Here is a 23,048-nt window from a genome sequence, read left to right as displayed (position 1 = left end):
GCCGAGCCCGGCGACATGGCTCTCACCATGTCGCCGCGGCCGTGAACTCCCGCGTCAGTTACAGGTGGTGATGCTCAGGCTGCTGTCGCCGCAGAGCAGGAGGCTCGCGCGGCTACCGGTCTCGACGTCCCCCATGGCCTCTTCCTTCGGGGTCTCCATCGACTGCAGGTCGAACAGGTTCATGACTTTTCCCTTCGTACGGCAACGGGTGTGCTCTTCTCACGACCCCTGGTGGGGCCGGGTCTGGGGGCCGCGCTCGGGCGCGGCGGCGGCAGGAACGGCAGTGCGGCGGGCGTGTCGCCGAGGACGGAGGCGACGGCCAGCAGGCACCCGGCCGTTCCGGTCGAGAGGTCCATGGACAGGCGCATCATCTGCTCGCCGGGGAAGGCGAGCCGGTCGCGGTAGGACATGGCGTGCCAGGACAGGGCGTCGAGTTGGCGCCGTACGGCCTCCGGGCCCGCGCCGGGCGCCGTGGCCGAGGTGCGGCCCAGGTACAGGACCATTCCGGCCACGCCCCGGTAGAGGCCAGGCTGGGCGTAGAACATCGCCTGGGCCGCGGCCACGATCTCGTTCCTGGCCCGCGCGAACTCCTCGTCCGCCCGGTGTGCCAGGTAGTCGTCCAGCACCATGCCGATGCCGACGCTGCCGGCGCCCAGGTAGGGCATGGTGCGCCAGCCCTCGTCGACCTGGAGCGCGCCGCCCGCGCCGCGGACGCAGCGGGCGAGGTCCTGGCGCAGCGCGTCGCGGGCGAGGTCGAGCAGGGCGGAGTCCCGGGTGCGTTCGAACAGGCGCAGGAAGAACAGCGCCCGCCCGGCGCCGCCGTACAGCAGCCCGGCCCGGGCCCGGCCGCGGCTCACGCGGTCGGCCGGTGCGCGGTCGGCGGGCGCGCCGTCGGCGGTCAGTTCGGCGCAGCGCAGCGCCGCCGAGTGGAGCGCGTCCTGGCCGGTGGTGGCGGCCAGCGAGTCCAGGGCCAGGCCGAGGCCCGCGGTGCCGCCGTGCAGGTCGGTGCCCAGGTGGTCGAAGGGCTGGTCGAGGAGGAGTTCGGTGAGGTCGAGGGCGCGGTCGCGATGGCCCAGACGCTCCAGGGTCCAGGCGATGCCGGCGAGCCCGTCGTGGAAGCCGAGCGGCATGCCCGAGGGCGGCTGCTTGGTCCGCTCCAGCAGCCACTGCTCGCCTTCCTCGTCCCGTCCGGCCCCGCTCTCGGTCAGGGCGTACAGGACCCCCGCCGCGCCGTGGCCGAAGGCCAGCCCGCCGCCCGCCGTGGCGAACTGGGCGATGTCGCCGGGGAAGAGGCGGTCCGTGCGGGACGGCGTCGCGCTGGCGCGGATCGCCGCGGCCATGGAGTCCCGGCTGCGCGGCCAGTCGTCCGGCCGGACCGGTGCCACCGGCCCGGCGGGCCGCCCTGCCGCCGGGCCCGCGGACCGTCGGGTCTCCGGGGCTCCGTCGACGCGCGTGATCTCGTCGACCGCCTCGTCCAGGAAGGCCCGGTCCACCGGGAAGTGCTCGGCCACCACGTCCGCGAGGTGCGCGGCCTTGCGCCGGTCGACGGCCAGCAGACTGGTGAGCGGGAGGAACAGCGCGAGCCGCAGACACGCCAGCGCGTACCGGTCCACCGCCACGCCGCGCCGGTCGGAAGGCGCCACGAACCCCGGGTTGGCCACGGTCTGCCGGCCGGGTCCGTCGACGTCGTGGGCGGCCTCGAAGTCCAGCAGGGCGACGCTGCCGTCGTCCCGGATCATGATGTTGAACAGGTGCAGGTCGTTGAAGACCACGCCCCGGGCGTGGACCTGCTCGACGGCGCGCTCCACCCGGGCGTGGACGTCGAGGGCCCAGTCGGTGTACTCGGCCAGTCGCCGCTCCCCCGGGTCCGCTTCGATGAGCGGGTGGCGGCGGGCGAAGAACGTGTTGAGCGGCTTGCCGTCGAGGTACTCCAGGACGAGGAAGTGGTGCTCCCCGACCGTGAGGTGGTCCAGCACCTCGGGCGTGCAGTCGAGGCCCGACAGCCGCTCCAGGGCCCGGCGTTCGCGGTGCAGCCGGGTCACGGCGTCGGCGCCGTCGGCCGCGAGACCGGCGTACGGACGGGCCTCCTTGAGGACGACCCGCTCGCCGGTGCGGGTGTCCCGGGCGAGGTAGACGCCCCCGCCGTTGGAGAAGTGCAGCGCCGACTCGACGGTGCAGGGCAGGCCGGTCATCGTCACCGCGGCGCGGGCGTCGAGGTGCGGGCGCAGGAAGGCGGGCGGCTCGATCCAGTCCGGGACGCGGAAGACCGGGCCGCGCAGGTCGGGCACCAGCACGCCGTCGGGGCCGGTCACGGCGGGTCTCAGCTGTCCGTCCGCGTCGTAGCAGTCGCGGCGGGTGAAGCCGCCGTAGCGGACGTGCACGGGGCCGTCGCCGATGCGCAGGTCGCTCAGGATGTGCGGTCCGGGCTCGCCGGCCAGCAGCTCGGACAGTTCCCCCGCGAGCCGTTCGCACTCCGTCTCGTCCGCCGGGTACACGGTGATGAACTTGCCGCTGCCGGCCCGGTCCGCGTACTTGGCGTTGCGCTGGTGCAGCAGGTAGCGGCTGGGCACGAACTTGAAGGCCGTACCGCCGGCGACGCAGTGCCGCCACACCCGGTCGAGCACGGACTCGGCGTTGTCGAGGCAGGCGGAGACATGGATCTTCCACCCCTGTGCGGGCAGGTCGGCGTCGACCGGGCGCAGCGCGAGCCAGTCCCCGCTCTCGTGGCGCTGCCACCCCTCGGGTACGGGTGAGGAGGCCGCGGCGTACCGGGAGCGCGAGGACCCGGTCCGGGGAGCCGTGCGGTGCGGAGCGTCGTAGAAGTACGGGTCCGCGTCGCAGTACACGGCATAGCCCTTGTTCACGCCGTCTCCCTCCCACCGGTCGCTGACGGGGACGACGCTGTCACGCGGCGTACGGCCCCGCACAGTTGCCGCTGTCATCACTCCGACGTGCGGAACGCACAGGTAACTTCGCGGCAGTGCCTACCGGAGCGGGGCAATTCCGCCGGGCGGAAGTGCTGTTGCCGGGGCCGGGCGGCGTGGCGAGGGTGTGTCCACACGATGTCGACGCCGACGGGAGCCGCGCATGCCGCACATGACCGCCTTCGCCAGGAACCAGTGGTACGTCGCCGCCTACCGTCACGAGGTGGGGCGCGAGTTGCTGGGCCGCACGGTCCTCGGTGAGCCGCTCGTGCTCTACCGCACCGAGGAGGACGGGAGCCCGGTCGTCCTGCACGACCGCTGTGTGCACCGCCGCTATCCGCTGTCCGAGGCGCCGACGCGGCTGGACGGCGACCGGATCGTGTGCGGGTACCACGGGTTCACCTACGACACGACCGGCACCTGCGTGTACGTGCCGGGACAGAAGCGGGTCCCGCGCACCGCCCGTGTCGCCTCCTACCCGGTGGCCGAACGGGACTCCCTGGTGTGGGTGTGGATCGGCGACCCGGCGCTGGCCGACCCGGAGGCCGTGCCGCGGGCCCGGCACCTGGACGCGCCGGGCTGGGTCACGGTCCGGGGCATGGAGCCGATCGACGCGGACTACGGGCTGCTGGTCGACAACCTCCTCGACCTGTCCCACGAGACGTATCTGCACGGCGGTTACATCGGCACGCCGGAGGTCGCCGAGACGCCGATCACCACCGAGGTCGACGAGGGCGCCGGGATCGTCCGGGTGAGCCGGCACATGGACGACGCCGAGTGCCCGCCGTTCTACGCCAGGTCGACGGGCATCAGCGGGCGCATCGACCGCTGGCAGGACATCGAGTACCACGCCCCCTGCCTGTACGTGCTGCACAGCCGGGTCGCCCCGGCCGGCGCGGTGCCCGCGCCCGACGGCGGCGATCCGGACGGTTTCCACACCGAGATCACGTACGCCATCACGCCGTCCGGCGACGGAAAGGTGTACGACTTCTGGGCGGTCTCCCGGGACTGGGCGACGGACGACGCCGAGGTCACCGAGTTCCTGGCCAAGAACAACCGCACGGTCGTGATGCAGGACGTCGACGCGCTGAACCTGCTCCAGCGCACGCTCGGCGGTGAGCGCACCGGCTACCAGGAGCTGAGCATCAACCTCGACACCGGGGGCCTGGCCGCCCGCCGCATCCTGGCCCGGCTGGTCGAGGAGGGCGCCGGGACCGGGCCGCGGGTGACCCGGTGAGCGGGCGTACCGGCGAGGTCTACCGCATCGACTGGCTGCCCGGCACCGACGTGCTCCACGGCACCTGCCACTGCGGTGCCCGGCACAGCGCCGAGGACCCCGTCGCGATGTGGGACTGGATGCTCGCCCACCCGCGCGGACACGAGCTGCCCGGGGACGGTTCATGACCCGCTACGAAGCCGAACTCGTCGTCGACCGCCGGGAGACCGCGGCCGACGGCGTGCTCCTCCTCACCCTGCGCCACCCGCTGGGCGAGCCACTGCCCGCCTGGGAGCCCGGCGCCCACGTCGACGTCGCCCTCGGCCCCGGTCTGGAGCGTCAGTACTCGCTGTGCGGCGACCCGGCCGACCGGGCGCGGTGGCGGATCGCGGTACTGCGCGAGAAGGACGGCCGGGGCGGCTCGGCCTACGTCCACGGGCGGTTGCGGGCCGGGGACGAGGTCCGGGTGCGCGGCCCGCGCAACACCTTCCGGCTGGAGCGCGCGCCCCGCTACCGTTTCGTGGCGGGCGGCATCGGCATCACCCCGATCCTGCCGATGCTGGCCGCCGCCGAGGAGGCGGGCGCCGAGTGGACCCTGCTGTACGGCGGGCGGACCCGGGCCGGGATGGCGTTCACGGAGGAGTTGGCGCGGTACGGCGGCCGGGTGACCATCGCCCCGGAGGACGAGTCGGGGCTGCTCGACCTCGCGTCCGTGCTCGACGACGTGCCCCCGGGCACCCTGGTCTACTGCTGCGGACCGGGTCCGCTGCTGGACGCCGTCGAGGAGCGCTGCCCGGCCGGGAGCCTGCGCGTGGAGCGGTTCCGCCCGAAGGAGGCCGGCGCTCGGGCCACGGCCGGGGCGGGGTTCGAGGTCGTCCTCGCGCGCAGCGGCCGCACGGTCGCCGTCCCGCCCGGCGTCTCCGTCCTGGACGCGGTCCGCGAAGCGGGCGTCGAGGTGCTCTACTCCTGCGCGGAGGGCACCTGCGGGACCTGTGAGACCGAGGTCGTCGAGGGTGAACCGGACCACCGGGACTCGGTGCTCACCGAGGAGGAGCGGGCCGCCGGGGAGACGATGCTCATCTGTGTGTCGCGGTGCCGCGGCCGGCGGCTCGTGCTGGACCTGTGACCCGGCGGCGGCGCACACGCGGTCGAGACCTCCACGGCCCAAGCGCGGGGCGGCGGGCGCCCCGTCCCGCGCCGGCCACCGGTCACTCGGCGGCGGGGACGACCCTCAGGTGGGAGGGGGCGCGGCGGGCGCGCGGGGACCGGTGCGCGGTGCGGGGCGGCTCCCGCAGGACCAGCGTCAGCCGGGTGTAACCCAGCTCCTGGAGCGCCCCGGACGTCTCGACCACGACCCGGCACTCGGTGGTGCCCCGGCGCGGGTCGGGGTGGTGCAGCGGCCGTACGGCGCCGTCGTGTTCGACGGCGCGGTCGCCGACGGCACGGACCCAGTGCGGCAGGCCCTGGCGGTAGGCGGCCTCCATGATCGGGTCCTGGGCGATGTCCCGGCGGACGGCCTGCAGGCCGGGGTCGTGGCCGTAGCGCTCCAGAGCGGCGGCGAAGTGCGCCAGCATGGGCAGGCACCAGCTCGACTCGTGCTCGCCGAGGACCGTGGCGGCATCGGGGTGGAAGAGGACGAACCGGAGGAAGTTGTCGTCCGGCATGGCCGTCGGATGCGGTCCCGCGCCCTGGAAGAGTGTCCGGAAGGCGCCGTTGGCCAGCACCACGTCCCAGCGGTGGTCGACGACGAGGGAGGGGAAGGGGACGGCTTCCAGGAGCGCGGTGTAGTCCTGGAGATAGGCCTGGGCCTCGGGGGTCGCGGGGGTGGGCCGCGGCGCCGACCGCTGCCCTCCTGCCTGAAATGCCATCGGGAGGTCACCCCTCTTGCCTATGCGGCCTTCTCGCGGCGTCCCGCATCCTGGCGCCCCGACGCGAGGCGTGTCAACTATCGTGGCATTTCGTGCCTGTTGACGGCTGAAATAGGCCACAGTTGTGGCGATGCCTGGATGTGGGTTCGAGCGGCGGGCTACTCTCCGGGAAGTTCACGGCAACTGCTTGTGAGAAGCCTGTGAGGCCTGTGAGAGACGTAGGAGAGCAGTCGGTGACGGGTGGCTTCGAAGGTCCGGGCACCATGCCGACCACCACGCTGACCGCCGTCGTCGCCCGGGTCGGCGCACTCGCGGACCGGCTGGGCGTGCCGCACGCCGAGGTCTTCGGCGTCGCCCGGCTGTCCGCCGCCTCCGGTGTTCCCGAGTCCGTCGTCGGGGCCCTGCTCGGCGGCCGGCCGGCGGGCGAGCCCGACGTCCGGATCAGGTTCGTGCAGCGCCTGGACCTGCTGCGCCGCACCCGGCTGAAGCCGAACGGCCGCAAGTACACCCAGCAGGAGATAGCCGACGGCGCCGGGATGTCGCGGCAGCAGGCCGGCGCCCTCATCAACGGCGACCGGCGCCCCACCATGGAGCACTGCGACGCCATTCAGCGCTTCTTCCGGGTGCACGCCGGATTCCTCACCGCCGAGGACCCCGAGGCGCTCGCGGGCGCCCTCCAGCGCACCGAGCAGGAACTGCTCCAGCAGCTCGCCGACCGGGAGCGGGAGGCGGCGACCGCCGCGGACGACCCGCTGGAGCGGCTGCTCCAGGACCACGGAGTGCGCGGCATCGCCTGGCGGGCCGCGCAACTGCCCACCGACCAGCACCGCGACAAGGTCGCCGAGTGGCTGGACATGCTCCTGGAGAGCGTCAAGCGGCCCGAGTCCTGAACCCCCGGGCGGGGGACCCCGGTCGGGGCCCGCTCACCCGGCACGACGGGCAACTGCCTGGTCCGATCGGTGCGATGGGGCGGGGCACGGGGCGCGGCCGGACGGGATTGTCAGTGGCGGACGGCAAGCTGGGAGGGTGCCGCCGCCGTGCGGGGGCGCGTGACCGCTGACGTCGTTGTGGGGAGAGCCGACCGATGACCACCGCCGTACTGACCGACCGCGAACGCACCGCCGTCCAGGCGTACCTGCGGCTCCTGCACACCGTGCGCGCCGGCTTCGACACCGGGGCCGGTCCCGGCGACGCTCCCCGGCCGCCCGTCGTCCCGCCCTCCGTGCTGGCCGAGGCGGAGCAGGCCCTGCGGGCCGCGGGACTGACGGGGAACGAGGAGGCGTTCTTCCGGCTGTTGCGGGACTGGTGCCCGCGTCCCTGACGGGGGCGGGCGGCCCGGTCGCCGGTCAGGTGCGGGGGACCGAGATCGCCGTGGCGACCAGGCCGTCCTGGGCGGTCCAGCGGCCGTCGAAGCGGTTCAGGCGCCTGCCCGCCACGGTCGGTCCCGGCACCAGGAGGTCGGCGTGCAGGGTGCCGCGGCGCGGGTCGACCGGGTCCACGACGAGTTCGATGTCCGCCTCCGCGAAGTCCAGCCACTTCCGGGTGAGGGGGAACCACGCCTTGTAGACCGACTCCTTGGCGCTGAACAGCAACCGGTCCCAGTGGACGCCGGGCCGCGCCTCGTCCAGTCGCCGCAGCCGGGCCAGCTCGGTGGGCAGGGCGATGGTGGCGAGGACGCCGTCCGGGAGCGGTCCGTCGGGTTCGGCGTCGATGCCGACGGAGGCCAGGTCGGTCAGGCGGACCAGGGCGGCGGCGCAGTAGCCGTCGCAGTGGGTCATGCTGCCGGCGAGGCCGTCCGGCCAGCGCGGCGCCCCGCGTTCCCCGGACAGCACGGGCTGCGGGGGCACGCCGAGCTTCTCCATGGCCCGGCGGGCGCAGGACCGCACGACGGTGAACTCCCGGCGCCGCTTGGCGACCGCCCGCGCGACCATCGCCTCCTCCTCCGGGTACAGCGGCAGGTGACCGGCGTCGTCGTGGCCGAACGCCTCCACGGTGACGACCGTGTCGGGCAGCAGTTCCTCGATCACCGGGTCACCTCCTGGCGCGACGGCGCCGTGGTCGTCTGCGTCGACGGCAGGATGCGGCGCAGTTGCCCGGGCGGTCCCGGCCGCTTGCGCCACTCGCGGGGATAGCCCACCGACACCTCCTCGAAGCGGACCCCCTCGTGCCAGGTGGTGCGCGGGATGTGCAGGTGCCCGTAGACCATGGTGTCGACCCGGAATCTGCGGTGCCAGTCGGCGGTCAGCGAGGTGCCGCACCACATGGCGAACTCGGGGTACCACAGGACGTCGGTGGGATGCCGGTGCAGCGGATAGTGGTTGACCGGGATCGTCGGCAGGTCCGCGGGGATCTCGGCGAGCCTGCGCTCGGTCTCCTCGACCCGCGCCCGGCACCAGGCCTCACGGCTGGGATAGGGGTCGGGGTGCAGCAGGTACTCGTCGCTGCACACGACGCCGGTGCCCTGCGCGTACTCCAGGCCCTCGGCCTTGGTCGCGCATCCCGCGGGCAGGAACGAGTAGTCGTAGAGCAGGAAGAGCGGGGCGACGACCGCCGGGCCGCCCGCGCCCTCCCACACCGGGTAGGGGTCCTCGGGGGTGGTCACGCCCAGGTCGCGGCACATCTCGACGAGGTGTTCGTAGCGGGCGACGCCGCGCAGGGTGACGGTGTCCTTGGGGTGCGTCCACAGTTCGTGGTTGCCCGGGACCCAGACGACCCGGCGGAAGCGGTCCGCGAGGGTCCCGAGCGCCCAGCGGATGTCGGCGACGGTCTCCGCCACGTCGCCGGCCACCAGGAGCCAGTCCTCGTCGGACTCGGGGTGCGTGCGCTCCACCAGGTCCCGGTTCTCCTGATAACCGATGTGCAGATCGCTGATGGCCCACAACTTCCCCGGAGCACCGGCCCTCGACGTCATCCCCCACCCCTTCCCGACACACGTTCGACGCCACGAGATCACATCCACGCCCCGGTCACAAGGCGGCCCCCGGGCCCGCCGCGCCGGGGCCGGGGGCCGCCCGGACGGCCGCTCCCGCGCATCCGTGTGAGGCTCGTTGCGCCCGGGGCCGCGCGTACCCCTATGATCGCCCCAACACCACCGCCACGACTCTCCTTTCGCGCAGAGCGGCTCGGTGTCCCTCCCAACCCCTGGCCGGGCACGGCCCGCTTCGCCCTGCCCGCGAACCCCGGAAGGCGGCTTGCATGGCTTCTCCCGTACGCGTCTGGCTCAACCGCACGTACGCGGAGAACGTCTTCTTCATGGATCAGCTGCGGAGAAATCCCGCCGACCGGGCCGTCGAGATCCATGCCACGCACGGCGACCCGGACTCCCCCGTGCTGGCCGCCGCGGACACCGCCGACCTGGAACCCGAAGGGCTCTCCCCCGCCGGTTACGTCGAGTACGCCCTGGCGCAGTGCGCGCGGCGCGGCATCGACGTGTTCGTGCCCCGGCTGCACCAGTCGGCGATCGTGGCGCACCGCGCCGAGTTCGAGGCGGCCGGTACGGCGCTGCTCGCGCCGCCGCCGGAGGCGGTGGCCCTGTTCGGTGACAAGGTGATCGCCTACGAGGCGGTCCGGGCGGTCGGCGTGCCGGTGCCGCCGTGGTGGCGGGTGCGCACGGCCGAGGAACTCGTCCTCGCGGTGGAGGAACTGGAGGCGGGCGGCCACCGGGCGTGCTTCAAGCCGGCCTCCGGTGCGGGCGGTGTGGGCTTCCGCATGGTCACCCGGGACCCCTTCTCGCTCGCGCACCTGAACGGCTTCCCGAGCCCGTCCGTGCCGCTGCCGCTGGTCGTCGAGGCGCTGCGGGCGGCCGAGGAGCCGGTGGACTGGCTGGTGATGCCGCGTCTGGAGCAGCCGGAGGTCTCGGTGGACCTCCTGACGGGGCCCGACAACCGGGTCCGGCTGGCGGTGGGCCGCACCAAGAACGGCCGCCGCCGGGGGTTCACCCTGCACGAGCGGTGGCTGGCACCGGCGCGGCGGATCGCCGAGGCGTTCGGGCTGCACCACCTGTCCAACGTGCAGTTCCGGATGTACGGCGACCATCCCGTCCTGATGGACGTCAACACCCGCCCGGCCGGCGGGCTGCACCAGCTGGCGCTGTGCGGGATCAACGTGCCGTGGGCGGCGGTCCGGCTGGCCCTCGGGGACGACCCCGGTGAGCTGGAGCCGCCGTTCCTGGGCCAGGACTACGCGGTGGTCTCCGGACCCCGCCCGCTGCGCCCGGTGTCCCTGCCGCAGCAGCGCCCGGACCTCGCCGCCGTGGCGACGCCCGTACCGTCGCCGGAACCGCAACCGGAGCCGGACCCGGCACGGACGGCGGCCGCCGCACCGGCACCGGCGACGTCCGCGCCGGTGGGCCTCACCTGAGGTACGCCAGCCCCGGGTGCACCGCCCGGTAGCCGTCGACGAGGCGGTGGGCGACGTCGACCGAGTCGACGAGGGGGTGCAGGGCGAAGGCGCGTACCGCGGCGGCGCGGGAGCCGGTCTCGGCCGCGGTCAGGACGTCGCGCTCGACGGCCTTGACCGCGCAGACCAGGCCGGTGGCGTGGTCCGGCAGCGGGTCGACCGCCAGCGGGTGGGCGCCGTTCGCGTCGACCAGGCAGGGGACCTCGATCACCGCGTCCCGGTCCAGGACGGACAGTGTGCCGCGGTTGCGGACGTTGAGGATCAGGGTGGCGCGCCGGTCCCGGGCGACGGCCCGCATCAGCGCCAGCGCCACCTTCTCGTAGCCGCCGGACAGGTCCTCGGCCTCGCGTTCGCCCGCGCCCGCCGTCTCGCGGTTCTCGGCCATGTAGGTGGCCTCGCGTTCGGCGCGGGTGCGGTCCCAGGTGGCCAGGGCCGGGGCGTCGGGGCGGCGCATCTCGTCGTAGAAGCGGGCCTGCTGGTCGCGCAGGAACGCGCCGCGGGTGCGGTCGGCCTCCCGGTAGGCGCGGACGGTCTCCCGGTTGAAGTAGTAGTAGTGCAGGTACTCGTTGGGGACCGCGCCGAGGGAGCGCAGCCACTCGGGGCCGAAGAGCCGGCCCTCCTCGAAGGAGCCGAGCAGCGCCGGGTCGGCGAGCAGCCGCGGCAGTTCGTCGCGTCCGCCGACGCGCAGGCCGCGCAGCCAGCCGAGGTGGTTGAGGCCGACGTAGTCGACGAAGGCGCGGTCCGGGTCGGCGCCCAGAACCCGGGCGACGCGGCGGCCGAGCCCGACCGGCGAGTCGCAGATGCCGATGACGCGGTCGCCGAGGTGCCGGGACATGGCCTCGGTGACGAGTCCCGCCGGGTTGGTGAAGTTGATGACCCAGGCGTCCGGCGCCAGCCGGGCCACCCGGCGGGCGATGTCGACGGCGACCGGGACGGTCCGCAGCCCGTACGCGATGCCGCCCGCGCCGACCGTCTCCTGGCCGAGGACGCCCTCGGCGAGCGCCACCCGTTCGTCGTCGGCGCGTCCCTGGAGGCCGCCGACGCGGATCGCGGAGAAGACGAAGTCGGCGCCGCGCAGCGCCTCGTCGAGGTCGGTGGTGGCGGTGACCGCCGGCGCGTCGGGCACCCCGGCCGCCTGTTCGGCCAGCACCCGGGTCACCGCCGTCAGCCTGGCCGGGTCCAGGTCGTGCAGGACGACGTCGGTCACGCGCCCCTCACCGCGGTCCCCGAGGAGCGCCCCGTACACGAGCGGCACCCGGAATCCGCCGCCGCCCAGCATCGTCAGCCTCACGTCCGCATCCTTCCGTCGCCCGCGGCCGCACTTCCGTCCGGCGCCGATCATGGCACGGCCGGGTGTCCCCGCGCGTGCACCCGACCTGCCCTCTGTCCAGCGGCCGGGCCGGCACCTACCCTCGGCCCGGTGACCGCCCCCGCCACCACCGCCCCCGACCGGCTGCTGTCCGTGCTCGCCGCGTTCGACCACGCGCACCCGTCCCTGTCCCTGACGGACATCAGCCGCCGGGCCGGGCTGAGCCTGACCACCGCGCACCGTCTGGTGGGCGCGCTGACCCGATGGGGTGCGCTGGAGCGGGACGAGTCGGGCGTCTACCACGTCGGCCTGCGGCTGTGGGAGCTGGCCGCGCTCGCCCCGCGCGGTCTCGCGCTGCGGCAGGTCGCGTGGCCGTACCTGGAGGACCTGTACGAGGCGACCCACGAGAACGTGCAGCTGGCGGTGCGGGACGGCGGCGAGGTCGTGTACATCGAGTGGCTGGCGGCGCGGTCGTCGGTCGGCGTGCACATCCGGGTCGGGGCCCGCTGGCCGCTGCACGCCACCGGGGTCGGGCTGGCCCTGCTCGCGCACGGCGAACCGGAGTTCCAGGAGGCGTACCGCACCGGTCCGCTCGCCTCCTTCACCCCGTACACGATCACCGACCCGGCACGGCTGCGCCGGGTGCTGGCCGAGGTGCGGCGCACCGGGGCGGCGGTGAGCGACCGTCAGGTCACCGACGACGCCCTCTCGGTGGCCGCACCGGTGCACGGCCCGGACGGCACCGTGACGGCGGCCGTGTCGGTCGTCGTGCCGTACGCCGACGCGCGGGTGCCGACGCTGGTCCCGGCGGTCCGGCTGGCGGCCCGCGGCATCTCCCGGGCCCTGGGCTGGCGTCCGAGCGCCCCTCTCACCACCGGTGAGAACGGGCGCCCGTACACCCACTGACACACCGGACCCTTCTCGCACGGGCCAGGGGAGAGCGGCCTTGCCGATCGACACCACTTTCGTGACGTTCACGACGTTCAGGCGCTGAACTCCCCTGCTCCGCAGGGACTTTCTCGGCTTCACCTCTTGACGGCGACGGCGGCCCGGAGCACATTGGCCGCACTCTGAGAGCGCTCTCATTCGTCTCCCCGCGGAGCGCGCTCGGGGCGTACCGCTTCCCACTCCCCCGCACCGAGAGGCGACCCCCACATGAGTCAGACATCCGGCAACCCGCCCAGACGCCGGACCCTGCGCCGGGCGCTGGTGGCCGTCGTCGGCACGCTCGGCCTCGCCGCGGCGGCCACGACCGTCACCAGCCCGTCGGCGGGCGCGGCCGTCCCGCCGCCCCCGTCCGGCTGGACGCAGGTCTTCGCCGACGACTTCGACGGCGCGGCCGGTTCCGGCGTGAACACCGCGAACTGGCAGTACGACACCGGCACCTCGTACCCGGGCGGCCCGGCCAACTGGGGCACCGGCGAGATCGAGACGATGACCTCGTCCCCGGACAACGTCTCGCTGGACGGCGGCGGGAACCTGCGCATCACCCCGCGGCGCGACGGCGCCGGCAACTGGACCTCGGGCCGCATCGAGACCAAGCGCGCCGACTTCCAGCCCCCGGCCGGGGGCAAGCTGCGCGTGGAGGCCCGCATCCAGGTCCCGAACGTCACCGGGGCCGCGGCCAAGGGCTACTGGCCGGCGTTCTGGATGCTCGGCTCGCCCTACCGGGGCAACTACTGGAACTGGCCCGGTGTCGGTGAGATCGACATCATGGAGAACACCCAGGGCCTCAACACGGTGTGGTCCACGCTGCACTGCGGCACCTCGCCCGGCGGCCCCTGCAACGAGACCAGCGGCATCGGCGGCAACACCCCGTGTCCCGGCACCACCTGCCAGGCGGGCTTCCACACCTACCGGGTGGAGTGGGACCGCTCGACGAGCGTCGAGGAGATCCGCTTCTCCGTGGACGGCAGCACCTTCCACACCGTCCGCGCCAACCAGGTCGACGCGACCACGTGGGCGAACGCCACGAACCACGGCTACTTCATCATCCTCAACGTCGCGATGGGCGGCGGCTTCCCGGACGCGTTCGGCGGCGGTCCGGACGGCGGCACCCAGCCCGGCCACTCCATGCTCGTGGACTACGTCCAGGTGCTGTCGGCCGGTGGGAGCGGTACCACGCCCCCGCCGACCGGTGGTGACCGCGACGCGTACGGCACCATCGAGGCCGAGTCGTACGACGCCCAGTCCGGCACGATGACCGAGGGCAGCTCGGACTCGGGCGGCGGGAGCAACCTCGGTGCCCTCGCGAACGGCGACTGGGCGCAGTACAAGGGCGTGAAGTTCGGTTCGAGCGCGGCGACGCAGTTCAAGGCGCGGGTGGCGAGCGGTGCGGCCGCCGGGGTCAGCGGTCTGGTCGAGGTGCGCCTGGACAGCCGTACCGCCACGCCGATCGGCAGTTTCGCCGTGGGCAACACGGGCGGCTGGCAGTCGTGGCGCACGATCCCGGCGAACATCGCCTCGGTGACGGGCACCCACGACGTGTACCTGACCTTCACCAGCGGGCAGAGCGCCGACTTCGTCAACGTGAACTGGTTCAGCTTCGGCCGCTGAGCGGCGACCGGCCCCCCGCGGGAGGGCGAAGGGGCTCCACGCGCCGTGGAGCCCCTTCGCCGTGCCGGGCGGTGTGCCTCAGCGCAGTTCCGCCCGGAAGGCCGCCGGTGTCTGGTCGGTGTGCTGCTGGAAGAACTTGGAGAAGTTCGCCGCGTCCGGGAAGCCGACCGCCGCGCCGACCCGGCCGATCGGCATGTCGGTGTGGGCCAGGAGCCGCTTGGCCTCCAGGACGACGCGTTTGTCGATGAATCCCTTGGGCGTCTCGCCGGTGGCGGCCCGCACCGCGCGGACCAGGGTGCGGCGGGAGTAACCGAGCGCGTCGGCGTAGGCGCTGACGCTGTGGTTGGTGGCGAAGCCCCGCTCGACCGCGTCCCGGAAGAGGGTGAAGGTGCTGTCCCCCGGCGGCTCCGCCCGCCCTTCCCGCGCCGCGTGGCCGGAACTCGCCGCCAGATGCGCCAGGCGCAGCAGGAACGCGGACAGCGTGTGGCGCAGTACGGCGGTGTGCAGGCTCAGTGGGAGTGTGGTCGCGTCCTCGTACTCGCGCCGCAACTGGTCGAGCGAGGCCGTCAGTCCGGCGAGCCGCGCCGCGTCGGGGTGGAGCAGCGGCGGCAGGTCGTAGCGGTAGAGGCCGGTCGCCTCCACGGTGGCGCGGGGCAGGAAGCCGGGCTGCATGGTGAGCACCGTTCCGCGGTACTCGGTCCCGGGCGCGAAGCGGTGGACCTGGCCGGGACGGATCCACAGCAGATCGCCGGCCGACGCCTCGTACTCCGCGAAGTCGATCATGTGACGGACCGGTCCGCCGGTGAAGAGCATGACGACGTGGAAGTCGATGCGGTGCACGCGGTGCAACGGGGCATGCGCGTGCCAGGTGCGGCCGGCGCCCATGGGACCGACCTGCATGCCGACTCCGAGGAGGCTGAGATCGACCGGGAAGGGGAACGTTCTGATCCCGTCGCCGCCGCCTTGATGTCTTTCGTCCGCCATGTCCGCCTCGTGCCGTCCCGCCCGTGCGCCCCGCGGCCGGGGCGTGTCCCAGTTTCACCACAGGCTGGCACACCACGACCTTCACTCCCAAAAGTCAGACTTTTAAGTTTGAACGCGTCAGACCAGGTACTCCGCTCCGATCGAGGACTTCTTGAAGATGAGCACGCAGCCGAGCAAGCAGACAGTGGACAGCGCGGACCGCTTCGCATGGACCGAACTCGACCGGCGTGCCGTCGACACCGCCCGGGTTCTGGCGGCCGACGCCGTGCAGAAGGTGGGCAACGGCCACCCGGGCACGGCGATGGCCCTGGCCCCGGCCGCGTACACGATCTTTCAGAAGATGATGCGGCATGACCCCGCCGACCCCGAGTGGACCGGCCGTGACCGCTTCGTCCTCTCCCCCGGCCACACCTCGCTGACCCTCTACACCCAGCTCTTCCTCGCCGGGTACGAGGTCGAGCTGGACGACCTCAAGGCCTTCCGCACGCACGGCTCCAAGACGCCGGGCCACCCCGAGTACGGGCACACGGCGGGCGTGGAGACCACGACCGGTCCGCTGGGCCAGGGCGTGGCCAACGCGGTGGGCATGGCGATGGCCGCCCGCTACGAGCGCGGCCTGTTCGACCCCGAGGCCCCCGAGGGCGAGTCCCCCTTCGACCACACGATCTGGGCGATCGTCAGCGACGGCGACCTCCAGGAGGGCGTCTCCGCCGAGGCGTCGTCGATGGCCGGCCACCAGCGGCTCGGCAATCTGGTCTTCCTTTACGACGACAACCACATCTCCATCGAGGGCGACACCGCGACCGCGTTCTCCGAGGACGTGCTGAAGCGCTACGAGGCGTACGGCTGGCACACGCAGCGCGTCGCGCCCGCCGAGAACGGCGACGTCGACGTGCACGCCCTGCACGCGGCGCTGACGGCGGCGAAGGCCGAGACCGGGCGCCCGTCCATCATCGCGATGCGCACGATCATCGCCTGGCCCGCACCGAACGCGCGGAACACCGAGGCCAGCCACGGCTCCGCGCTCGGCGCGGAGGAGGTCGCCGCCACCAAGCGCGTCCTCGGCTTCGACCCGGAGAAGTCCTTCGACGTGGACGGCGAGGTGCTCGCCCACACCCGCCGGGCCCTGGACCGGGGCGCCGAGGCGCACGCCGCCTGGGACAAGCGGATCGCCGCCTGGCGCGACGCCGCCCCCGAGCGCGCGGCCCTCTTCGACCGCGTGGTCGCCGGCCGGCTGCCCGAGGGCTGGGAGGACGCCCTGCCGGTGTTCGAGACCGGCACGTCGGTCGCCACCCGGGCCGCCTCCGGCAAGGTCCTCCAGGCGCTCGGCCCGGTGCTGCCCGAGCTGTGGGGCGGCTCGGCCGACCTGGCCGGCTCCAACAACACCACCATCGACAAGGCCAGCTCCTTCCTGCCCGCGGGCAACCCCCTTCCCGGGGCCGACCCGTACGGCCGCACCGTGCACTTCGGCATCCGCGAGTTCTCCATGGCCGCGGAGATGAACGGCATCGCCCTGCACGGCAACACCCGGATCTACGGCGGCACCTTCCTGGTCTTCTCCGACTACATGCGCAACGCGGTGCGCATGTCCGCGCTGATGCAGCTGCCGGTGACGTACGTGTGGACGCACGACTCCGTCGGCCTCGGCGAGGACGGCCCGACCCACCAGCCGGTGGAGCACCTGGCCTCGCTGCGCGCCATCCCCGGCCTCAACGTCGTCCGCCCCGCCGACGCCAACGAGACCGCGACCGTGTGGGCCGAGATCCTCCGGCGGCACTCCACCCACCCGGCACCGCACGGCCTCGCCCTCACCCGGCAGGGCGTGCCGACCTACGCGCCGAACCCGGACGCGGCGCGCGGCGGCTACGTCCTCGCCGACGCCTCCTCCGGTACCCCGGAGGTCGTCCTGATCGCCACCGGCTCCGAGGTCCAGCTCGCGATGGCCGCGCGGGAGGAGCTGGAGGCCGAGGGCACCGCCACGCGGGTGGTGTCGATGCCGTCCGTGGAGTGGTTCGAGGAGCAGCCCCGCGCCTACCGCGAGAGCGTGCTGCCGCCGTCCGTGCGGGCCCGGGTGGCCGTGGAGGCCGGGATCGGCCTGACCTGGCACCGGTACGTCGGGGACGCGGGCCGCATCGTCTCCCTGGAGCACTTCGGCGCCTCCGCCGACGCCGGAACCCTGTTCACCGAGTTCGGTTTCACCGCCGGGCACGTGGCCGCCGCCGCCCGGGAATCCCTGGCCGCCACCCGCGCCTGACCCCACCGGATCCCACCCCGATCCGATCGCAGAAAGAGATGATGATCACTGTGACCGAAGCAACCGCGCCCGCGGGAGCACTGCAACGCCTGGCCGACCAGGGCGTGTCCGTCTGGCTCGACGACCTGTCGCGGCGGCGGATCGAGTCCGGCAACCTCGCCGAGCTGATCCGGACGAAGAACGTCGTCGGCGTCACCACCAACCCGTCGATCTTCCAGGCGGCCATCGGCTCCGGCGAGGGCTACGAGGAGCAGCTCGCCGACCTGGCGACCCGGGGCGTCACGGTCGACGAGGCGGTCCGCATGATGACCACCGCCGACGTCCGCGCCGCCGCCGACGTGCTGCGCGAGGTGTACGACGCCACCGGCGGGCGCGACGGCCGGGTCTCCATCGAGGTCGACCCCCGGCTCGCCCACGACACGCGGGCCACCGTCGCCGAGGCGCGTCAGCTGGCGTGGCTGGTCGACCGGCCCAACGTGATGATCAAGATCCCGGCGACGAAGGCCGGTCTCCCGGCGATCACCGAGGTCATCGGCGCCGGGATCAGCGTCAACGTCACGCTGATCTTCTCCCTGGAGCGCTACCGCGAGGTCATGGACGCCTACCTCGCCGGTCTGGAGAAGGCGCGGGCGGCCGGGACCGACCTGGCCGGCATCCACTCGGTCGCGTCCTTCTTCGTCTCCCGCGTGGACAGCGAGATCGACAAGCGCCTCTCCCTGCTGGGCACCGACGAGGCGCTGGCGCTGCGCGGAAAGGCCGCGCTGGCCAACGCGCGACTGGCCTACGAGGCGTACGAGAACGTCTTCGCGGGCGACCGCTTCACCGCCCTCGCCGGGGCCCGCGCCAACCCCCAGCGCCCCCTGTGGGCGTCCACCGGTGTGAAGGACCCGGCATTCCGGGACACCCTGTACGTGGAGGAGCTGGTCGCTCCCGGCACCGTGAACACGATGCCGGAGGCCACCCTGGAGGCCGCCGCCGATCACGGCGACGTCCGGGGCGACACGGTCACCGGCGGGTACGCCCAGGCCCGGGCCGACCTGGCGGCGGTGGAGCGGCTCGGCGTGTCGTACGACGAGGTGGTGGAGCAGTTGGAGCAGGAGGGCGTGGCGAAGTTCGAGGCGGCCTGGCAGGACCTGCTCGTCGCCGTGACGAAGTCCCTCGACAGCAAGGGAGTTGACGGGGAATGAGCGAGGAGCTTCCCGCTACGACGGCCCGGGAGACCAAGGCCGCGAAGGCGGCCGAGGAGGCCCGGACGTCGCAGGACGCGGCCGGACCGCCGCACGCCCGGGCGGCGCAGGAGGCCGACGCCGCCGGGGCGGCGAAGGCGACCGGACGCTCCGGGTCCGCCCGGGGCGCGAAGAAGACCGGGACGGCCCGCGCCGCGAAGGGGGCGAAGGGCAAGGGCGCGGGCAAGGAGGCCGTCGAGCCGGTGGCACCGCTCGACTGGAGCAACCCGCTGCGCGATCCCCAGGACCGCCGTCTGCCCCGTATCGCGGGCCCGTCGGGGCTGGTCATCTTCGGCGTCACCGGCGACCTGTCCCGCCGCAAGCTGATGCCCGCCGTGTACGACCTGGCCAACCGCGGCCTGCTGCCGCCGGGCTTCTCGCTGGTCGGCTTCGCCCGCCGGGACTGGGAGGACCAGGACTTCGCCCAGGTCGTGCACGACGCGGTCAAGGAGCACGCGCGCACGCCGTTCCGCGAGGAGGTCTGGCAGCAGCTCTCCGAGGGCATGCGCTTCATCCCGGGCGACTTCGACGACGACCAGGCGTTCGAACAGCTGCGCGAGTCGGTCGAGGAGCTGGACGCCTCCCGCGGCACCAGCGGCAACTACGCCTTCTACCTGTCCGTGCCGCCGAAGTTCTTCCCGAAGGTCGTCCAGCAGCTCAAGAAGCACGGGCTGACCGACGGGCCGGACGGCTCCTGGCGGCGTGCGGTGATCGAGAAGCCGTTCGGGCACGACCTGGACAGCGCCCGCGAGCTGAACGCGCTGGTGCACGAGGTCTTCGACCCGGAGCAGGTCTTCCGCATCGACCACTACCTGGGCAAGGAGACCGTCCAGAACATCCTGGCGCTGCGCTTCGCCAACCAGATGTACGAGCCGATCTGGAACCGGTCCTACGTCGACCACGTGCAGATCACCATGGCCGAGGACATCGGCATCGGCGGCCGGGCCGGCTACTACGACGGCATCGGCGCGGCCCGCGACGTCATCCAGAACCACCTGCTCCAGCTGATGGCGCTGACCGCCATGGAGGAGCCGGCCGCCTTCGACGCGCGGTCGCTGCTCACCGAGAAGCTGAAGGTGCTGCGGGCCGTGCGGCTGCCGGACGACCTGGGCGGGCACACGGTGCGCGGGCAGTACGCGGGCGGCTGGCAGGGCGGCGCGCGGGTGCCCGGCTACCTGGAGGAGGAGGGCATCGACCCGGCCTCCACCACCGACACCTACGCGGCGATCAAGCTGGGCATCGACAACCGCCGCTGGGCGGGCGTGCCCTTCTACCTGCGCACCGGCAAGCGCCTGGGCCGCCGGGTCACGGAGATCGCGGTGGTCTTCCAGCGGGCCCCGCACTCCCCCTTCGACTCCACCGCCACGGAGGAGCTGGGCGAGAACGCGATCGTCATCCGCGTCCAGCCGGACGAGGGCATGACGGTGCGCTTCGGCTCGAAGGTGCCGGGCACGTCGATGGAGATCCGGGACGTGTCCATGGACTTCGCCTACGGCGAGTCGTTCACGGAGTCCAGCCCGGAGGCGTACGAACGGCTGATCCTGGACGTCCTTCTGGGCGACGCCAACCTGTTCCCGCGCCACCAGGAGGTGGAAGAGTCCTGGCGGATCCTCGACCCGATCGAGGAGTACTGGGCCTCGCACGACAAGCCCGCGCAGTACGCGTCGGGCGGCTGGGGACCGCGGGAAGCCGACGAGATGCTCGCACGAGACGGACGGAGCTGGCGCAGGCCATGAGGATCGACCTGACCGACACCACGGCAAGCAAGATCAACAAGGCGCTGGTGCAGGGGCGGCGGGCCATCGGCACCCCGGCCGTGGGCATGGTGCTCACCCTGGTCATCGTCACGGACGAGGAGAACGCCTACGACGCGATCAAGGCGGCCGAGGAGGCCTCGCACGAGCACCCCTCGCGCACCCTGGTCGTCATCAAGCGCCACCCGCGCAACCTGCGCGACCGCACCCGCTCGCACCTCGACGCCGAGGTCCGGGTCGGTTCCGAGGCGGGGACCGGCGAGACCGTCGTGCTGCGCATGTACGGGGAGGTGTCCGAGCACGCCGACTCGGTGGTGCTGCCGCTGCTGCTGCCGGACGCGCCGGTCGTCGTCTGGTGGCCGGTCCAGGCGCCGGACAACCCCGCGAAGGACCCGCTGGGCGCGCTCGCCCAGCGCCGGATCACCGACCTCTACACGGTCGAGCGGCCGATGGAGGTCCTGGAGCGCCGGGTGCGCGCCTACGCCCCCGGCGACACCGACCTGGCCTGGACCCGGCTGACGCTGTGGCGCTCGATGCTGGCCGCGGCCCTGGACCAGGCCCGGGTGCCGGTGACCTCTGCGGTCGTGGAGGCCGAGGCGGACAACCCGGCCGCCGAGCTGCTGGCCCGCTGGCTTGAGGCCCGCCTGGGCGTCCGCGTGGAGCGCGTGGTCACCGACGGGCCGGTCGTCACGGCCGTCCGGCTCGGCACCGCGGGCGGCGAGATCGTCGTCGACCGGCCAGAGGGGCCGCTCGCCACCATGACCCTGCCCGGTCAGCCCCCGCGCTCCGTCGCCCTGAAGGTGCGCCCCACCTCCGAACTCATCGCCGAGGAGCTCAGGCGCCTCGACGCCGACGAGATGTACGCCGTCGCCCTGCGCGGCGAGGCCGGCAAGGAGACCCCTGTTCATGTCTGACACCACCAAGCTCGACCAGCGTCCGCAGTGGACCGCGCTCGCCGACCACGCCAAGGGCACGCTGCCCCACCCCGACCTGCGCGAGCTGTTCGCCCAGGACCCCGGGCGGGCGGAGCGGTACGTCGTGCGCGTCGGCGATCTGCGGATCGACTACTCGAAGAACCTCGTCACCGACGAGACGCTGGCCCTGCTCCAGGAACTGGCCGCCGCCACCGACGTGTTCGGGCTGCGCGACGCGATGTTCCGCGGTGAGCGCATCAACATCACCGAGGACCGGGCCGTGCTGCACACCGCGCTGCGCGCCCCGCGGGACGCGGTGATCGAGGTCGACGGCGAGAACGTCGTCCCCCAGGTGCACGCCGTGCTCGACAAGATGGCCGGCTTCGCCGACCGGGTCCGGGGCGGCGAGTGGACCGGTCACACCGGCAAGCGCATCAGGAACGTCGTCAACATCGGCATCGGCGGCTCCGACCTGGGCCCCGCGATGGCGTACGAGGCGCTGCGGGCCTTCACCGACCGCTCGCTCACCTTCCGCTTCGTGTCCAACGTGGACGGCGCCGACCTGCACGAGGCGCTTCGGGACCTGGACCCGGCCGAGACGCTGTTCATCATCGCGTCCAAGACGTTCACCACCATCGAGACGATCACCAACGCCACCTCGGCGCGGTCCTGGCTGCTGGCCGCGTTCGACGGTGACGAGAAGGCGGTCGCCAAGCACTTCGTGGCGCTGTCGACCAACGTCGAGAAGGTCGCCGGGTTCGGCATCGACACGGCCAACATGTTCGAGTTCTGGGACTGGGTCGGCGGCCGGTACTCCTTCGACTCGGCGATCGGCCTCTCCCTGATGATCGCCATCGGCCCGGACCGCTTCCGGGAGATGCTCGACGGCTTCCGCATCGTCGACGAGCACTTCCGCAACGCCGAGGCCCCGGCCAACGCGCCGCTGATCCTCGGTCTGCTGGGCGTCTGGTACGGCGACTTCCTGGGCGCGCAGTCCCACGCGGTCCTGCCGTACAGCCACTATCTGTCGAAGTTCACCGCGTATCTCCAGCAGTTGGACATGGAGTCCAACGGCAAGTCCGTCGACCGGGACGGGAATCCGGTGGAGTGGCAGACCGGGCCGGTGGTGTGGGGCACGCCGGGCACCAATGGGCAGCACGCGTACTACCAGCTGATCCACCAGGGCACCAAGCTGATCCCGGCGGACTTCATCGGCTTCGCGCGGCCGGTGGGCGAGTTGAGCGACGGGCTGAAGGCCCAGCACGACCTGCTGATGGCCAACTTCTTCGCGCAGACCCAGGCGCTCGCCTTCGGCAAGACCCCGGACGAGGTGCGTGCCGAGGGGGTGCCCGAGGAACTGGTCCCGCACAAGACCTTCCGCGGCAACCACCCCACCACGACCGTCCTGGCCGCCGAGCTGACCCCCTCCGTCCTCGGCCAGCTCATCGCGCTGTACGAGCACAAGGTGTTCGTGCAGGGCGCGATCTGGAACATCGACTCCTTCGACCAGTGGGGCGTCGAACTCGGCAAGGTGCTCGCCAAGCGCGTCGAACCCGCCCTCACCAAGGGGGCGGACGTGCCCGGCCTCGATCCGTCCACGGCCGCGCTGGTGGCCGCCTACCGTGAACTGAAGGAAGTGCACTGA

Annotated in this window: 20 protein-coding genes; 13 read left to right on the top strand and 7 right to left on the bottom strand. The window is 73.1% G+C overall.

Annotated features, from left to right (window positions below):
* Positions 1-54: 54 nt before the first annotated feature.
* Both ACIRGB_RS12160 and lanKC read right to left on the bottom strand, forming a co-directional pair.
* Positions 55-183, bottom strand: a complete 129-nt coding sequence (locus ACIRGB_RS12160) for a SapB/AmfS family lanthipeptide (protein WP_003972313.1) — start codon at positions 181-183, stop codon at positions 55-57.
* Positions 180-2,864 carry a class III lanthionine synthetase LanKC gene (lanKC, locus tag ACIRGB_RS12155; protein WP_403862272.1) on the bottom strand — a complete coding sequence of 895 codons (2,685 nt, stop codon included), beginning with the start codon at positions 2,862-2,864 and terminating at the stop codon, positions 180-182. The genes ACIRGB_RS12160 and lanKC overlap by 4 nt, the downstream gene beginning before the upstream one ends.
* A 223-nt stretch (positions 2,865-3,087) precedes the next feature.
* On the opposite strand from lanKC, the gene ACIRGB_RS12150 reads away from it, so the two are divergent.
* Genes ACIRGB_RS12150 through ACIRGB_RS12140 form a run of 3 tightly spaced genes read left to right on the top strand, consistent with a single transcriptional unit; the run spans position 3,088 to position 5,266 of the window.
* On the top strand, positions 3,088-4,161 hold the full coding sequence (locus tag ACIRGB_RS12150) for a Rieske 2Fe-2S domain-containing protein (protein WP_403862269.1): 1,074 nt from the start codon (positions 3,088-3,090) through the stop codon (positions 4,159-4,161).
* Positions 4,158-4,328, top strand: a complete 171-nt coding sequence (locus tag ACIRGB_RS12145; protein WP_403862266.1) for a hypothetical protein — start codon at positions 4,158-4,160, stop codon at positions 4,326-4,328. The genes ACIRGB_RS12150 and ACIRGB_RS12145 overlap by 4 nt, the downstream gene beginning before the upstream one ends.
* Entirely contained in the window at positions 4,325-5,266 is a 942-nt protein-coding gene (locus ACIRGB_RS12140) for a PDR/VanB family oxidoreductase (protein WP_403862263.1), read from the top strand. Before ACIRGB_RS12145 ends, ACIRGB_RS12140 begins: the two co-directional genes overlap by 4 nt.
* A gap of 82 nt (positions 5,267-5,348) precedes the next feature.
* Here ACIRGB_RS12140 and ACIRGB_RS12135 read toward each other — a convergent pair whose 3' ends face one another.
* On the bottom strand, positions 5,349-6,008 hold the full coding sequence (locus ACIRGB_RS12135; protein ID WP_403862260.1) for a hypothetical protein: 660 nt from the start codon (positions 6,006-6,008) through the stop codon (positions 5,349-5,351).
* Positions 6,009-6,241: 233 nt separating this feature from the next.
* Here ACIRGB_RS12135 and ACIRGB_RS12130 point away from each other — a divergent pair, with 233 nt between their 5' ends.
* Both ACIRGB_RS12130 and ACIRGB_RS12125 read left to right on the top strand, forming a co-directional pair.
* On the top strand, positions 6,242-6,898 hold the full coding sequence (locus ACIRGB_RS12130; protein ID WP_403862258.1) for a helix-turn-helix domain-containing protein: 657 nt from the start codon (positions 6,242-6,244) through the stop codon (positions 6,896-6,898).
* Between the two features lie 194 nt (positions 6,899-7,092).
* Positions 7,093-7,329 (top strand): hypothetical protein, encoded by a 237-nt coding sequence (locus ACIRGB_RS12125; RefSeq protein ID WP_403862255.1) that lies wholly within the window; start codon positions 7,093-7,095, stop codon positions 7,327-7,329.
* Between the two features lie 25 nt (positions 7,330-7,354).
* On the opposite strand, the gene ACIRGB_RS12120 is transcribed toward ACIRGB_RS12125, so the two are convergent.
* Positions 7,355-8,035 carry a 4'-phosphopantetheinyl transferase gene (locus tag ACIRGB_RS12120; protein WP_403862253.1) on the bottom strand — a complete coding sequence of 227 codons (681 nt, stop codon included), beginning with the start codon at positions 8,033-8,035 and terminating at the stop codon, positions 7,355-7,357.
* A complete protein-coding gene (locus ACIRGB_RS12115; RefSeq protein WP_403862250.1) occupies positions 8,032-8,919 on the bottom strand; it encodes a metallophosphoesterase family protein in 888 nt (295 codons plus the stop codon). Before ACIRGB_RS12115 ends, ACIRGB_RS12120 begins: the two co-directional genes overlap by 4 nt.
* 284 nt (positions 8,920-9,203) lie before the next feature.
* On the opposite strand from ACIRGB_RS12115, the gene ACIRGB_RS12110 reads away from it, so the two are divergent.
* Positions 9,204-10,367, top strand: a complete 1,164-nt coding sequence (locus ACIRGB_RS12110) for an ATP-grasp domain-containing protein (protein ID WP_403862247.1) — start codon at positions 9,204-9,206, stop codon at positions 10,365-10,367.
* Here ACIRGB_RS12110 and ACIRGB_RS12105 read toward each other — a convergent pair.
* Entirely contained in the window at positions 10,360-11,697 is a 1,338-nt protein-coding gene (locus ACIRGB_RS12105) for a 6-phospho-beta-glucosidase (protein ID WP_403862244.1), read from the bottom strand. The genes ACIRGB_RS12110 and ACIRGB_RS12105 overlap by 8 nt on opposite strands.
* A gap of 129 nt (positions 11,698-11,826) precedes the next feature.
* On the opposite strand from ACIRGB_RS12105, the gene ACIRGB_RS12100 reads away from it, so the two are divergent.
* Both ACIRGB_RS12100 and ACIRGB_RS12095 read left to right on the top strand, forming a co-directional pair.
* Positions 11,827-12,621, top strand: a complete 795-nt coding sequence (locus ACIRGB_RS12100; RefSeq protein WP_403862241.1) for an IclR family transcriptional regulator — start codon at positions 11,827-11,829, stop codon at positions 12,619-12,621.
* A gap of 249 nt (positions 12,622-12,870) precedes the next feature.
* Complete coding sequence (locus tag ACIRGB_RS12095) at positions 12,871-14,271, top strand: glycoside hydrolase family 16 protein (RefSeq protein ID WP_403862238.1); 1,401 nt, start codon at positions 12,871-12,873, stop codon at positions 14,269-14,271.
* A gap of 78 nt (positions 14,272-14,349) precedes the next feature.
* On the opposite strand, the gene ACIRGB_RS12090 is transcribed toward ACIRGB_RS12095, so the two are convergent.
* Positions 14,350-15,255, bottom strand: coding sequence for an AraC family transcriptional regulator (locus ACIRGB_RS12090; RefSeq protein ID WP_403862235.1), 906 nt, complete (start codon positions 15,253-15,255; stop codon positions 14,350-14,352).
* A gap of 157 nt (positions 15,256-15,412) precedes the next feature.
* On the opposite strand from ACIRGB_RS12090, the gene tkt reads away from it, so the two are divergent.
* Genes tkt through pgi form a run of 5 tightly spaced genes read left to right on the top strand, consistent with a single transcriptional unit; the run spans position 15,413 to position 23,048 of the window.
* Positions 15,413-17,509 (top strand): transketolase, encoded by a 2,097-nt coding sequence (gene tkt / locus ACIRGB_RS12085; protein WP_403862231.1) that lies wholly within the window; start codon positions 15,413-15,415, stop codon positions 17,507-17,509.
* Positions 17,510-17,550: 41 nt separating this feature from the next.
* Entirely contained in the window at positions 17,551-18,696 is a 1,146-nt protein-coding gene (gene tal, locus ACIRGB_RS12080) for a transaldolase (RefSeq protein WP_403862228.1), read from the top strand.
* Entirely contained in the window at positions 18,693-20,471 is a 1,779-nt protein-coding gene (gene zwf, locus ACIRGB_RS12075) for a glucose-6-phosphate dehydrogenase (RefSeq protein ID WP_403862225.1), read from the top strand. The genes tal and zwf overlap by 4 nt, the downstream gene beginning before the upstream one ends.
* Positions 20,468-21,403, top strand: a complete 936-nt coding sequence (opcA, locus tag ACIRGB_RS12070; protein WP_398918211.1) for a glucose-6-phosphate dehydrogenase assembly protein OpcA — start codon at positions 20,468-20,470, stop codon at positions 21,401-21,403. The genes zwf and opcA overlap by 4 nt, the downstream gene beginning before the upstream one ends.
* Positions 21,396-23,048: a glucose-6-phosphate isomerase gene (gene pgi / locus ACIRGB_RS12065; RefSeq protein WP_403862222.1), complete on the top strand. Its 1,653-nt coding sequence runs from the start codon at positions 21,396-21,398 to the stop codon at positions 23,046-23,048. Before opcA ends, pgi begins: the two co-directional genes overlap by 8 nt.

The sequence above is a fragment of the Streptomyces sp. NPDC102490 genome (genome assembly GCF_044765285.1).
Classification (GTDB): domain Bacteria; phylum Actinomycetota; class Actinomycetes; order Streptomycetales; family Streptomycetaceae; genus Streptomyces.
The sequence above is the reverse complement of the archived record's forward strand: the minus strand, read 5'-3'. Positions and strand labels throughout refer to the sequence as shown.